Origin of the sequence: Bradyrhizobium sp. SMVTL-02 (assembly GCF_051853005.1) — a bacterium.
Taxonomy (GTDB): Bacteria; Pseudomonadota; Alphaproteobacteria; order Rhizobiales; family Xanthobacteraceae; genus Bradyrhizobium.
This window is the reverse complement of the sequence record NZ_CP182469.1, coordinates 2485179-2498270: the sequence shown is the minus strand read 5'-3', so window position 1 is coordinate 2498270 and position 13092 is coordinate 2485179. Positions and strand designations below refer to the sequence as shown.

The following is a 13092-nucleotide window of genomic DNA, read 5'->3' as shown; positions in this document are numbered from 1 at the left end:
CGCCGCGAAACGCGACCTCATCCTGAGGCCCGCCGCAAGGCGGGCGTCTCGAAGGATGGCCGCGGGCGCTCTAGTTGATCGACCGGATCAAATTCTTGATCTTCTCGGCGTGCGGGCCGAGATCCTTGGCGAGCTTGTCGAGATAGGGATCGGCGATCGCCGTGAAGCTCTTCTTGTCGACGTTGTCGACGATCTTCACGCCCATCTTCTTCAGCTTGTCGGCCGCGGTGCGCTCCAGCTCGAATGCCTTGGCCGGCTCCTTGGAGCTGATCTCGTTGGCCGCGGTCTGCACCCAGCCCTTCTGCTCGGCCGAGAGGCTCTGCCAGAGCTTGTCGGAGATGAACACCAGCGCGTTGTTGGCTTCGTGCTCGGTGATGTTGAGGACGGGGGCGACCTCGTAATGCTTGTTGACGAGGTAGACGTTGATGCTGTTCTCGGCGACGTCGACCACGCCGGTCTGCAGGCTGGTGTAGACGCTGCCGAACGGCATATGCACGGTCTGGGCGCCGTAAGCCGGGAACATGGTGTCCTCGGTCGCGGTCGCCTGCACGCGGACCTTCAGGCCCTTGATGTCGCCGACATTATGGATCTCCTTCTTGGAGTACATGTGGCGCACCCCCTGCGAGCCGGTCGCGATGACGTGCAGGCCCTGCGTGGTCTCGTCGATCATGGTCTTGAGCGCCTCGAACACGCGCGGGTCGGCGAGGCCCTTGATCACGTGATTCTCGTCGCGGAACAGGAAATGCAGCGACATCACGCCGGCCTGCGGCGAGATCGTCGCGGTGTTGGCGGAGGAGATGATGGCGAACTCGACGTCACCGGCCTTCACCAGCTGGAGCACCTGCGGCTCCTGGCCGAGCTGCGCGCCGGGATACTGGTCGATGATCATGGTGCCTTTGCTCAGTTCCTTGAGCTTCTCGGCGAACAGGTCACCCGCGATGGAATAGCCGGTGTTGCGCGGCTGGTCATAGGCGAAGCGATAATGCTTCACCTCCTGCGCCCCCGCTCCCGTGACGAACAGCACGGCGGCCGCAGCCGCCAACCCATGTAGGAATCTTGGCGTGGATCGCGCAATCATCGTTTCCCCCTGTTTTGTCGCCCGCCGCTTGTGCGGTCTGAGCGTTCGCTTGCTATCAGCCCTTCTCGGTCTTCCCAGTCCTCTGCATGAAGTCGAAATCGCAGCCCTCATCGGCCTGCATGATGGTCTCGTTGAACAGCCAGGCGTAGCCGCGCCGCGTCTCCTCGGGGGCGACGGCCGGCTTCAAGGCGGCGCGCCGACGCTCCAGCTCGGCGGGGCCGACCAGCAGCTCGATGCTGCGCTTGGCAACATCGAGGCTGATCATGTCGCCGTTCCTCACCAGCGCCAGTGGCCCGCCGACGGCGGATTCCGGGGTGATGTGCAGCACGATGGTGCCGAAGGCGGTCCCGCTCATGCGCGCGTCGGAAATGCGCACCATGTCCTTGGTGCCGCCGCGCGCGAGCTTCTTCGGGATCGGCAGATAGCCCGCCTCTGGCATGCCGGGCGCGCCCTTCGGGCCGGCATTGCGCAGCACCAGCACGTCGTCGGCGGTGACGTCGAGATCGGGATCGTCGACCCGCAACGTCATGTCCTCGACGGATTCGAACACCACCGCGCGCCCGGTGTGCTGCAACAGCTTCGGGCTCGCGGCCGACTGCTTGATGACCGCGCCGCGCGGGGCGAGATTGCCGTGGAGGATGGCGAGGCCGCCTTCCTTCTTGATCGGATTGTCGCGCGGACGGATGGCGTCCTGGCCGGGCACGTCCTCGGCATTTGCCGCGACGTCGCGCAGCGTCTGGCCGGTGATGGTCTTCGCATCGAGATCGATGAGATCGCCGAGCTGCGCCAGCAATTTCGGCACGCCACCGGCGTGATGGAAATGCTCCATGTAGTGCTCGCCTGATGGCTTGAGGTCGACCAGCACCGGCACCTCGCGGCCGATCCGGTCGAACGCTTCGAGGTCGAGCCGATGCGGCGAGCGATGCGCCATCGCGGTCAGATGGATCAGGCCGTTGGTCGAGCCGCCGATGGCCTGGAGCACGACTTGTGCGTTCCTGAAGGACGCCGGCGTCAGGAGCTCGCTCGGCTTCGGACCCTTGGTCTTGGCCATCTCGGCGGCAACCTTGCCGCTGGCCTCCGCAAGTCGGAACCGCTCGGCATGCGGCGCGGGGATCGTCGCACTCATGGGCAGCGACAGTCCCATGGCCTCGATCATGCAGGCCATGGTCGAGGCCGTGCCCATCACCATGCAGGTGCCGACGGACGGCGCGAGACGCCCATTCACCGCCTCGATCTCGGCATCGTCCATGTCGCCGGCGCGATATTTTGCCCACAGCCTGCGGCAGTCGGTGCAGGCGCCCAGCACCTCACCCTTGTGATGGCCGACCACCATGGGTCCGACGGGGATGACCACGGTCGGCAGGTCTGCGCTGATCGCAGCCATCACCTGTGCGGGAAGAGTCTTGTCGCAGCCGCCGATCACGATCACCGCATCCATCGGCTGGGCGCGGATCATCTCCTCGGTGTCCATCGCCATCAGATTGCGCAGATACATCGAGGTCGGATGCGCAAAGCTCTCGGCAATCGAGATGGTCGGGAACACGAACGGCATGGCGCCCGACAGCATCACGCCGCGCTTGGCGGCCTCGATGATCTCAGGGACGTTGCCGTGGCAGGGATTGTAGTCGCTATAGGTATTGGTGATGCCGACGATCGGGCGCTCCAGCGCGTCGTCGGAATAGCCCATCGCCTTGATGAACGCCTTGCGCAGGAACAGCGAGAAGCCGGCATCGCCGTAGCTGGTCAGACCCTTGCGCAAGCCACTCGTCATCACGTCACTCCTGAAGTTGCCATTGTGGTACAGCCTGCGCCCTGATTGTCAATAAGTCAGGCGAAAGCCCAGCAGTTTTCTGGATCGCTGCCCTTCCAAACTGCCAGATTATTGACAATCCTCACCTTCCCTGCTCCACAGTCGGGACCGGCTGGAAGCCGGGAGGCCGAGGGCATGTCCGACATCCGCACCGCAGACGCCATGACGGTCCGGCGCGACGATCCGGACGACGTCGTCGCGCGACTGGAGGAGGACATCATCTTCGGCCGCCTCGCGCCCGGCGCGCGCCTTACCGAGGACGCGCTGATGTCGCGCTACGGCACCTCCAGGCACTTCGTGCGGCAGGCGCTGGTGGATGCGGAGCGGCGTGGCATCGTCCGGCGCGAGAAGAATGTCGGCGCCACCGTGCGGTTCTACTCGGCCGAGGAGGTGCGGCAGATCTACGAGGTCAGGGAGATGCTGACCCGGCAGGCCGCGCTGATGATCCCCCTGCCTGCCCCGCAAGGCCTGATCGACGAGCTGAGCGCGCTGCAACGGCAATATTGCGCCAGGGCTGACGTGCAGGATCTGCGCGGCATCCATGAGGCCAACGACGCCTTCCACCTCGCGCTGTTCTCGGCCTGCGGCAATCCCTATCTGGTGCGCTCGCTGCAGGACTACATGAACCTGACGCTGCCGATGCGCGCAAAAAACCTCGCCGACCGTGAGGGCCTCGCGCAATCGCGGCGCCAGCACGAGCTGATGATCGAGCTGTTGAAGGGCCGCGACAGCTGGGCGCTGGCGCAGCTCTGCGTCGATCACATGCAGTTCAGCAAGTCGGATTATCTGGCGAGGATTGCAGGCGACAGCTAGGGCGCGGCCACTCCTTCGCCTCTCCCCGCTTGCGGCAGGGCTATCGCATATGACTCGTTGCGGCGGCCTGCGCGCACGCCGCGCCCTTCGAGACGGCGCTCATGCGCCTCCTCAGGATGAGCCTAATCGGCGTCAGTGCCCGTTGAAACCCCTGCCGCGCAGCTCCGTCCCCATCCTGGGGAGCCCGCCTGAAGCGGGCGTCTCGAAGGATGGCCGCGGGAAAAGTCTTCAAATGCGATAGCCCTGCCGCTTGCGGGGAGAGGCCGGAATTTGCGAGAGCAAATTCCGGGTGAGCGGGACTCTCCGCGAGTCCAACTCTCACCGTCCCTGCGGAAACTCCCCATCGCCCCAACCCTCTCCCCGCAAGCGGGGCGAGGGAGCGTACCTGCGTTGCCGCCCCGCCGGTGCAGCAACGGGGCAACGTTGGCGGAATTCATCCAAGCAGACGAATATTCTTCTGGTAGATGACGCTCAATCACTCAACCGATTAACCGGTTGTTAGACGACTCTATCCCAAATGGTTTTTGAAAAACATAACAACCATGCCGGGTTCCATTGCCCGGAGCAATCACATGAATGTACCCGGTTTCCTGATCGCAGTGGCCTTTGGCGGAGCATTCTTCGCCGCGGAGTATGCGTGGTACTACCAACCCGCTTTCCTCGACCCGGACGTCCTGTTCAGCACGTTCTCCTCGGAACATTCGAAAGCGCGCGCAGCCGTCAAACATGTGCTGATCGATCCGGCCTCGGCCAAATTCAGCGCATTGCATTCAGTCGAGGCCGGCGCGGCGAGGTATGTTTGCGGCGGCGTCAAAGCCAGGGACACGTCCGGCCAGTTCATCGATGTCGCTTTCGTCTACACCGTGGCCATTGATTTTGCCCGCATCGATGACGATGGACGGATCACGCATCAGCGCTCGGGATACCGACCTTGCCCCACCGAGGAGGACAAGGTCGCGCAGCAGCGGCCGGGCGTGTCACCCGGCGTGGCGGCGGTCGTCAAAACCGTTCAGAAAGTCGCGCCCGACGTGCAGACGTCGGTTGCCGCCGGCCTGACGATGCCTGGAGGCTCGGCGGGCGGATCGTCGTCCGGTGGCACGATAAAGCAGCAGGTCCGCGAACTCGCCGCAAAGACCTCGCCTGATGCTGCAAATGGACAGGGGTCAAATCCGGCCGCGGCCCGCGGGGCTGCCAGGGTGAAGGAGAGTGAGTGGCAAGCCGATCGGCCTCCGGCCGCCTGGCCCACATTCCCTCCGGATCACGCATTGGCGCGATCAACCCTGAAACGAACTCCGTCCGAAGCACTGGCCCTGGCGAAGGACGTCGAGGACCGCTGGAAGAAGGCGGAGTCATCGGCCGGCAGCTCGATGCGTCCTTCGCCGGAAGAGATCAACGAGGCCTGCCGCGCGCTGCTCACGATCGATTCCAGGGACGCCGACTATCCAAAAGCGTGGGCCGCCTTCACGCGACTGCAAAAGATAAGTCAGGACATGGCCCGCGGCTGATGTCGCGCAAGTCCGTTCAGTACCGTCTCAGCAGGCCGCGCGCCACGCTGGTCTCGCCATGATCGGCGCAGGCCCGTGTCGGGTTCCTGATCAAGTCCGTCCGGACCTGCCGGAATGTTCTTCTGGCTGCCTCGGCCACCTCGGGGCGGTATTTTCCGGGATCGTAGCTCTCGCCATCAAAGGCCTTGATGGCCGCAGCATAGGCGTCGATCATCGCCATCGCCGCATCGGGGCTGCCCAGAAGCCGGGCGCCGAGTTGAACGCTGCCGCTGCCGTCGACCTGATAGTCCGTGCATCGCTGCTCCAGCACCGCGGATGCGGTGACGAGCTGGTCGAGAAACGTCGCTTCGGCCTCGCTGAGAGCTGCGGCTTGCGCCGGCCCTGGCACGATCATCGCGAGCAGTGCGACAGCAGGCAACTTGATTTTCATGCTCAGCCGATCATGTGGACCGATCAGGCGCGCCCCTGACGGCCTATGACAAGGCCGTACACAAACAGGAGGATGATGGCGCCGACCACGCTTCCGATGAAGCCGGCGCCCTCTCCGAACCGGTACCATCCCACGGCCTGACCGAGCCATGTCGCGACGAAGGCGCCGACAATGCCCAGGACCGTGGTCAAGATGAAGCCCTTGGGCTCGGACTTGTCGCCGGGCATGATGAACTTCGCGACCAGTCCGACGAGAAATCCGATGATGATCGTCCAAAGGATGCCCATGTCCATGCTCCATCCGGTCAATTCGCACAATAAGGTCTGAACGAATACGTGATCGTTTGGATGGGCCAGACGATCCCCCGAACGACGTTGATCTAGATCAATGGGAAGACGCGGCCGGCTAGCTGCCACGAAACGAGCCGCATATATCCGAGACGGAACGCCGCTTGCCCCAGCGCGTTGGAAGCCTCGAGATTCGTCCATCGTATTTCGGACGCACGGTGAGGATTCATCGGGCATGTCAGCCCGAGAAGGGTTGGCTGCCGCGCCGGTTTGAACAATGAGGGTCTGCGGAGCAATGCGGGCCGGTTTGTTCATCGCATTGATTGCAGCGGCCTGGCTCGGCGGACAGGCCCAGGAGTCACTCGCACAAGCGCAATCTTCCGCTTCTCCGAGCGAATCCGGGAAAGCGTCTCCGCGAAAAGAAAGCGCCCCCAGGAAAGAAACGAGACGGCCGGCGGACCCGTTTACGGTGGGATTCTTGACCGGTACCCCGCAATGCACTGAATTCGCAATAGCTCAGGACATTGCGACCACACTCGCCAGCGGCCAAGAGACGGGCCCCCATGGCGAGGTCGCATTGCGAGTCCTGCCCATTGTGGGAAACGGCGGAGTCCGCAACGTCCTTGATGTGCTCACCCTCGCAGGTGCCGACGTGGCGATCGCGCCCGTCGTCCTGGCCGACCGGCTCCGGGAGACAAGAACCTTCGGAGACATCTCCGACAGGCTTACCTACATTGCCCCGCTCCATATCGAGGAGTTCCATCTTCTGGCGCGGCCGGAGATCGGAAGCCTGACGGAACTGACGGGAAAGAGAGTCAATCTCGGGGAGGACGGCAGTGCCAGCGCCGTTCTTGGCCGCGAAGTGCTGAACCGTCTGGGCGTCAAGATCAGCGAGTCGAACTTGGGACCCGAGGCCGCGCTGGAAGGCCTGAGAAAGGGAGATATCTCCGCCGCTCTGCTCGTCTCGGGAAAACCGATCAGCTTCCTGACGCAGGTCTCGCAACTCGATCGAATTCACCTGCTCCCCATCCCCTACTTCAAGGAGCTGCTGGAAAAAGATTATCTGCCATCGACGCTCCGTCATAACGACTACCCGAATATCATCGCCGCCGAAGCAAGCGTCGACACGATCGCGATCAAATCCGCGCTTTTCGCCTACAATTGGCCGGGCGGCAGTGAGCGATTTCGGTTGCTGGAATTATTCGTCCGGACATTGTTCACGCGCTTTCCTGAATTTCTCGGCGATGCACATCATCCCAAATGGCACGAGGTGAACCTGGCCGCGCTGCTCCCGGGATGGCGACGGTTCGCACCGGCAGAGCGCTGGCTCCAGCAACAATCCGGCGGCGAAGCCGCGCTTCGCAAGGCGTTCGGCCGGTTTCTGGAGGGAAAGCCAACGGCCAATCCGCCAGACCGGGAAGAATTGTTCCGGGATTTCCTGCGCTGGCGAGAACGCAACCCGGGCAAGTGAGCTTGGCAAGCAAATCCGGCAGGAAAACCTCGGGAGATGTCGATGCGCAATGGTGTGGGGACAGCCCTGGTTGCGTTGCTCGCCTTGATCGGCGATGTGAGGCATCCCGCCGCCCAATTTGCTCCCTTCTTGCCGCCAGCGCCGCAGACGCTTGCACCGACCGCCACGCCACCGGCCGAGCAAACCAGGGCAGCCCCTCACCGACGCAGCAAGGCGCACCGGAAGCGCGAAGTCGTTCGTCCACCGGCAAACCAACGGAAGGTCGCCGAAACGAACGGATATCGTCGGGTCAGCGATCTCGTGAACTTCCCGAAGTTCTTTCCGGGCCTCGGCATCATCTTCGTCAAGCCGGACACTTTGCCGCTGGGGCCCTTCCTGTGCTTCGATCGCAGGGATCGTCTGGTGGCGACCGTGTACATGGTCCCGATCAAGGACATTGACGACCACAAGTCATTGGATGGGGCGGGGTCAGCGACACCAGTTGATCACGTCAGCCTCTACTTCAACCCGGGTCACCCTGGCGTGGACGTGCCGCATTACCACGTGGTGCTCTGGCATGTGACCAGGAAACAGGAAGCGCGCGTTGCGAAATGAGGTGCGACAGCAAATGCGATCACGGGCCCCTAGCTTGTCCGACGAGTCACGGACGATCCGCGCCGGCGCTCGCGGAAATGCCTTGATACACGACAATTGCCAGCCTTGAGCCGCAAGCCGGCCGAGAAGGATCGGCCGCCACCCCCCTTGCGAAGTCTGAGAGGACGTCTCCGCCTCAGTGAGAGAAGACGCGCGTACCGGAAATCCATGCCCGCGGGTTTCTGATGGGACTGGCCCCGATTTCCCAGCCCGCGCCACCCCACAGGGCGTCAACCACGCCGAGATCGCCCATGCCGTCACGGACAAAGAAGAGGTTTGGAACGGAGCCGGTCTGCAGCGCCCCGCTCTCGCCGTTGGCCTGCAGCTTCAACAGACACCAGACATCGGCAAGCTTGCTCTCGGCGCGAGCGCCCAGCTCATCGACGATCTGCGCGGCATTTGCGGGATTGTTCAAGACATGCGTCTGCAGGGACGTGTCGTCCGTGGTTTCGACCTTGACGGCGAACCGGCGCGCGAAGGTCGCGCCGAGCCACGAAATTTTCACGCGCGCGGTCGGCGTAATGTCCTCCCTGAAATACTCGCTGGCAACGAAGGATTCGGTCCGGGGGATGGCGGCCGTCGACGGGGGATCGAGCGGTTCACCAGGCTTGTGCTTGAGCGAGCATTCGATCTTCGTACGCGGAGCGAGCGTGCCCGAGCTGGCGCCATCGGACTTCCTCTCGTCGGCGTACGCGCTGAGAACCGATGCCGCCAGAACAATTATGAGACATGAGTTGAGCGCTAAGCGCCGCATTGCTGGCGTCCTTGAATGACCGATTCAAGAACAAGGTAAACCGTAGATTGCAGCTGTAAATCGACGATTAGGTTTCTGGTTAAGCTTAAAGCAAGGAACTCATTTGAGAGAAATGCGAGCTATCTCCGGAACCATGTGCGCCCTTCCGGCACAGCGCGTCCTAAAGCGATTCAAGCCGCTTTACTTGGCTGCCAGACGCGCGATCGCTTGACCGGCCGGAGGAACCTGCGAGCCCGGTTCGGATATCGGCTGCGGCGTGGCGCGGCAGCATCTTGCCTGTGCGCGCAGCGGATCGTTCCACATCCAGCGCACACTCCAGGCTGAATTGTGGGCGTAGGCCGGGATGCGCCAGAACCAGATGGTTTCGTAGACACTGTCCCCGAAACGCTCCACGTCCGGGCGCGGCGTAGGCCAGGATACCGCCGCGACGAGAGCGACCGTCAACACCGCGGCCCCTGAGAGAACCATCCTGCGCATTTTGCTTTTCCGCAATCGCTAGAATGAAAAGGCAGTCACGTCCGCGCGTAGCAATGGATAGAAGAAACGCTCACGTGTTCCGACAATAGAACGCCTATTTCCGAAAACGGAAATCCGGAACTCTACGGTGTGAATTCAGACGTTAGGCGGAGGGGCGGTTCAAACCTCCACCGTCGGAGCGATCATGCCCCTCTCCCGGCTCCGCAAGCCGAGCCGGAGGGCATTCCTTTAAACGTCGACGCTACCGCTTATTCCAGTCGATGATGCGGCTCGGGTCGGCGTCGAACTCCATGCTGCAGAACGTACCGCCCTGGAAATAATCGCCGACCGGATCCGGCTTCAGCTTGGCCTGCTGCGCCATCGCGTGCTCGCGGAAATCCTCGGCGCGCCCCGTTGGACGATAGCCGAACTCGTAGGCGCGGTGGTTGTCCCACCAGGCGCGCTCGTTGAGGGAAGCGCCGTAGAAGATTTCGAAATGGATGTCGGGATGCTCTAGCCCGATGCGGCAGAGCTGCACGAGGTCGTCCGGCTTGAGCCAGATCGAGAGCCGGCGCTGGTCGAGCGGCATGTCACCGAAATTGCCGATGCGCAGGCAAGTCACCTTCAGCCCGTGCTTGTCGGCGTAGAGCGCTCCGACGGCCTCGCCGAACACCTTGCTCACGCCGTAGCGCCCGTCCGGGCGCGGCGTGACGTCGGTGCCGATCTTGTGGTGACGCGTATAGAAGCCGACGGCATGGTTCGACGAGGCGAACACCACGCGCTTGACGCCCTTGCGGTACGCGGCCTCGAACAGATTGTAGCCGCCGATGATGTTGGCCTGGAGGATCTGGTCCCAGGTACCTTCAACCGAATAGCCGCCGAAATGGATGATACCGTCGACCCCCTCGCAGATCGCCTCGCATTGGGCGAGATCGGCGAGGTCCGCCGCCTTGAATTTCTCGTTCGCGCCGAGATCGGCCGGCGGCTTGATGTCGGAGAGCAGGAGATCCGGGTAGATCGGCGGCAGCAGTCTTCGCAGGCTCGTGCCGATCCCACCCGAAGCTCCCGTCATCAAGATACGCGGCATGTCGTCCCTCGCCGTTGGTGACCGATTTGCGGTCACGTGTCTCTAATGATAGCAGGTTTGTCCAGAGGGAACGAAACGAGAGAACCGGCATGAATGAGGCATCGTCCCACACCCAGCAGCGGCCGGGCTGGCGGCCCGCGGGCTATTATCCCGATCCGGCGGTCCGTGCGCTCGATCCCCGTTTCGAAAAATACTGGCTGAAACTGTCGGCGGTGGAGCGGCTGGCGACTGGCCTGCGCTGGGCCGAGGGTCCGGTGTGGTTCGGCGACGGGCGCTATCTGCTCTGCAGCGACATTCCGAACCAGCGCATCATCAAATGGGAGGAGGAGACCGGCGCCGTCAGCGTATTCCGCAAGCCCTCCAACTTCGCCAACGGCAACACCAGGGATCGCCACGGCCGGCTGATCACCTGCGAGCATGGCGGGCGGCGCGTGGTGCGCACTGAATATGACGGCAGCATCACCGTGCTGATGGATCAATTCAACGGCAAGCGGTTGAACTCGCCGAACGATGTCGTTGTTAAATCGGACGGCTCGATCTGGTTCACCGATCCGACCTTCGGCCTGCTCGGCAATTACGAGGGCTACAAGGCCGAGCCCGAGATCGAGCCGAACGTCTATCGGCTCGATCCCCAGACGGGCAAGGCGACGATCGTCGCCGAGGGCGTGCTCGGCCCGAACGGGCTGTGCTTCTCGCCTGACGAGAAGATCCTCTACGTCGTTGAATCACGTGGCGTGCCGAACCGAAAAATCCTCGCCTATGACGTCTCGCCTGAGGGCACCACGATCTCGAACAAGCGCGTTCACATCGATGCCGGCCCCGGCACGCCCGACGGCATGCGCTGCGACATCGACGGCAATCTCTGGTGCGGCTGGGGCATGGGCGATCCCGAGCTTGACGGCGTCGTGGTGTTCGCGCCCGACGGCGTCATGATCGGCCGCATCGCGCTGCCCGAGCGCTGCGCGAATGTCTGCTTCGGCGGCGTCAAGCGCAACCGCCTGTTCATGGCGGCGAGCCAGTCGATCTACGCGCTGTATGTGAATACGCAGGGCGCGGTGGGGGGATAGGCGGTGGTCTCTCCTCCCGTCATTGCGAGGAACTCTTGCGACGAAGCAAAGAGACTCTGGATTGCTTCGCTTCGCTCGCAATGACGGCGGACACGTCGCTCACGCTCCTTTGCTTCCGCACGATCACGACAAAAACGCCGGAGCAGTTGCCCGCTCCGGCGCTTCGTTCGTTCAACCGCTAAGACTTACGCCGCGTTGAAGCCGGCGACCGCCTTCACCTCGAGAAAATCCTCGAGGCCGAACTTGCCCCACTCGCGGCCGTTGCCCGACTGCTTGTAGCCGCCGAACGGCGCGCTGCGGTCGTTGGGCACGCCCTGCAGGTTGACGTTGCCGGCACGGATCTGGCGGCCGACGCGCTTGGCGTCCTCGACCGTCGGGCCCGTGACATAACCGGCGAGACCATACGGCGTATCGTTGGCGATGCGCACGGCGTCCGCTTCGTCCTTGGCGCCGATGATGGTCAGCACCGGCCCAAAGATCTCCTCGCGAGCGATCGTCATGTCAGGGGTGACGTCGGCGAAGATGGTCGGTCGGACATAGAAGCCCTTGTTGACGCCTTCGGGCAGGCCCGGGCCGCCGGCGACGAGGGTAGCGCCCTCGTCGATGCCCTTCTTGATCAGGCCCTGGATCTTGTCCCACTGGCCGCGGTTCACCACGGGGCCGATGGTGGTGCCTTCGGCGCGCGGATCGCCGGCCTTGGTCTTGTCGGCGACGGCCTTCGCGATCGCGGCGACTTCCTTCATCTTCGAGGCCGGCACGATCATGCGCGAGGGCGCATTGCAGGACTGGCCGGAGTTGTTGAACATGTGCATCACGCCGCCGGTCACCGCCTTGGTGAGGTCGGCGCCCTCGAGGATGACGTTCGGCGACTTGCCGCCGAGCTCCTGGCTGACGCGCTTCACGGTCGGCGCCGCGCGCTTGGCCACGTCGATGCCGGCGCGGGTCGAGCCGGTGAAGGAGATCATGTCGATATCAGGGTGCTCGCTCATGGCGGCGCCGACCTCGGGGCCGAGGCCGTTGACGAGGTTGAACACGCCCTTCGGCACGCCGGCTTCATGCAGGATTTCCGCGAAGATGAGCGCCGAGGTGGGCGTGAACTCCGACGGCTTCAGGATCATGGTGCAGCCGGCGGCGAGCGCAGGCGCGACCTTGCAGGCGATCTGGTTGAGCGGCCAGTTCCAGGGCGTGATCATGCCGACCACGCCGATCGGCTCGCGCAGCACCATGGCGGTGCCGACCGGCTCCTCGAAATGATAGTTCTTGAGCACGTCGAGCGTGGTCATGAGATGACCGAGGCCGGCACCGGCCTGCAGCTTTTCCGCCATCGGCAGCGGCGCGCCCATCTCGTCGGAGACGGCGGCGCCGATCTCCTTGATGCGGGTCTTGTAGACCTCGATGATCTTGGTGAGCAGCGCGACGCGCTCCTCGCGGCTGCTCTGGGAGAACGTTGCAAAGGCGCGCTTGGCGGCGGCAACGGCCTTGTCGACATCGGCCTTTGAGCCGAGCGCAACCTCGTACATCGCCTCTTCCGTCGCGGGATTGACCACGGCGGTGGACTTCTTGACGGCGGGATCGACCCAGGCGCCGTCGATGTAGAATTGCATGCGATTGACCATCGTTAACCTCTTCTTGGGGCTTGGAGGGGGCGTTTCGGCAGGCATCCTTGCACGAAAGCGCCGGCAATTGAACCCGCCATATGCG

The 13092-nt window shown here is 63.4% G+C and carries 13 protein-coding genes; 5 read left to right on the top strand and 8 right to left on the bottom strand.

The genetic code is table 11. The annotated features are described in order from the left end of the window. Positions 1-70: 70 nt before the first annotated feature. Together ACNJYB_RS11675 and ACNJYB_RS11670 are read right to left on the bottom strand one after the other, a co-directional pair. Positions 71-1078 (bottom strand): TRAP transporter substrate-binding protein, encoded by a 1008-nt coding sequence (locus tag ACNJYB_RS11675; RefSeq protein WP_439374090.1) that lies wholly within the window; start codon positions 1076-1078, stop codon positions 71-73. Between the two features lie 55 nt (positions 1079-1133). Further along, the gene (locus ACNJYB_RS11670; RefSeq protein ID WP_439374089.1) at positions 1134-2849 is read right to left on the bottom strand and encodes an IlvD/Edd family dehydratase; all 1716 of its coding nucleotides are present in this window, start codon (positions 2847-2849) and stop codon (positions 1134-1136) included. A 174-nt stretch (positions 2850-3023) separates the two neighbouring features. Here ACNJYB_RS11670 and ACNJYB_RS11665 point away from each other — a divergent pair, with 174 nt between their 5' ends. Together ACNJYB_RS11665 and ACNJYB_RS11660 are read left to right on the top strand one after the other, a co-directional pair. Next, positions 3024-3701, top strand: coding sequence for a GntR family transcriptional regulator (locus ACNJYB_RS11665; protein ID WP_439374088.1), 678 nt, complete (start codon positions 3024-3026; stop codon positions 3699-3701). 572 nt (positions 3702-4273) lie between these two features. Beyond that, a complete protein-coding gene (locus tag ACNJYB_RS11660; protein ID WP_439374087.1) occupies positions 4274-5206 on the top strand; it encodes a hypothetical protein in 933 nt (310 codons plus the stop codon). 16 nt (positions 5207-5222) lie between these two features. On the opposite strand, the gene ACNJYB_RS11655 is transcribed toward ACNJYB_RS11660, so the two are convergent. Both ACNJYB_RS11655 and ACNJYB_RS11650 read right to left on the bottom strand, forming a co-directional pair. After that, complete coding sequence (locus ACNJYB_RS11655; RefSeq protein ID WP_439374086.1) at positions 5223-5636, bottom strand: hypothetical protein; 414 nt, start codon at positions 5634-5636, stop codon at positions 5223-5225. A gap of 23 nt (positions 5637-5659) precedes the next feature. Then, complete coding sequence (locus ACNJYB_RS11650) at positions 5660-5923, bottom strand: GlsB/YeaQ/YmgE family stress response membrane protein (RefSeq protein WP_439374085.1); 264 nt, start codon at positions 5921-5923, stop codon at positions 5660-5662. 469 nt (positions 5924-6392) lie between these two features. Between ACNJYB_RS11650 and ACNJYB_RS11645 the strand changes: the two genes are divergently transcribed. Continuing rightward, positions 6393-7394 carry a TAXI family TRAP transporter solute-binding subunit gene (locus tag ACNJYB_RS11645; RefSeq protein ID WP_439375535.1) on the top strand — a complete coding sequence of 334 codons (1002 nt, stop codon included), beginning with the start codon at positions 6393-6395 and terminating at the stop codon, positions 7392-7394. A 42-nt stretch (positions 7395-7436) separates the two neighbouring features. Beyond that, complete coding sequence (locus ACNJYB_RS11640; protein WP_439374084.1) at positions 7437-7988, top strand: hypothetical protein; 552 nt, start codon at positions 7437-7439, stop codon at positions 7986-7988. A gap of 175 nt (positions 7989-8163) precedes the next feature. Here ACNJYB_RS11640 and ACNJYB_RS11635 read toward each other — a convergent pair whose 3' ends face one another. The 3 genes from ACNJYB_RS11635 to ACNJYB_RS11625 form a co-directional block, all read right to left on the bottom strand. Next, a complete protein-coding gene (locus ACNJYB_RS11635) occupies positions 8164-8781 on the bottom strand; it encodes a hypothetical protein (protein ID WP_439374083.1) in 618 nt (205 codons plus the stop codon). A gap of 180 nt (positions 8782-8961) precedes the next feature. Continuing rightward, positions 8962-9258, bottom strand: a complete 297-nt coding sequence (locus ACNJYB_RS11630; protein ID WP_439374082.1) for a hypothetical protein — start codon at positions 9256-9258, stop codon at positions 8962-8964. A 241-nt stretch (positions 9259-9499) separates the two neighbouring features. Continuing rightward, positions 9500-10324 carry an NAD-dependent epimerase/dehydratase family protein gene (locus tag ACNJYB_RS11625; protein ID WP_439374081.1) on the bottom strand — a complete coding sequence of 275 codons (825 nt, stop codon included), beginning with the start codon at positions 10322-10324 and terminating at the stop codon, positions 9500-9502. A gap of 89 nt (positions 10325-10413) precedes the next feature. On the opposite strand from ACNJYB_RS11625, the gene ACNJYB_RS11620 reads away from it, so the two are divergent. Continuing rightward, positions 10414-11391 (top strand): SMP-30/gluconolactonase/LRE family protein, encoded by a 978-nt coding sequence (locus tag ACNJYB_RS11620; RefSeq protein ID WP_439374080.1) that lies wholly within the window; start codon positions 10414-10416, stop codon positions 11389-11391. A gap of 185 nt (positions 11392-11576) precedes the next feature. Here the strand turns inward: ACNJYB_RS11620 and ACNJYB_RS11615 are convergent, their stop codons facing one another. Then, positions 11577-13007, bottom strand: a complete 1431-nt coding sequence (locus ACNJYB_RS11615) for an aldehyde dehydrogenase family protein (RefSeq protein ID WP_439374079.1) — start codon at positions 13005-13007, stop codon at positions 11577-11579. Positions 13008-13092 lie beyond the last annotated feature (85 nt).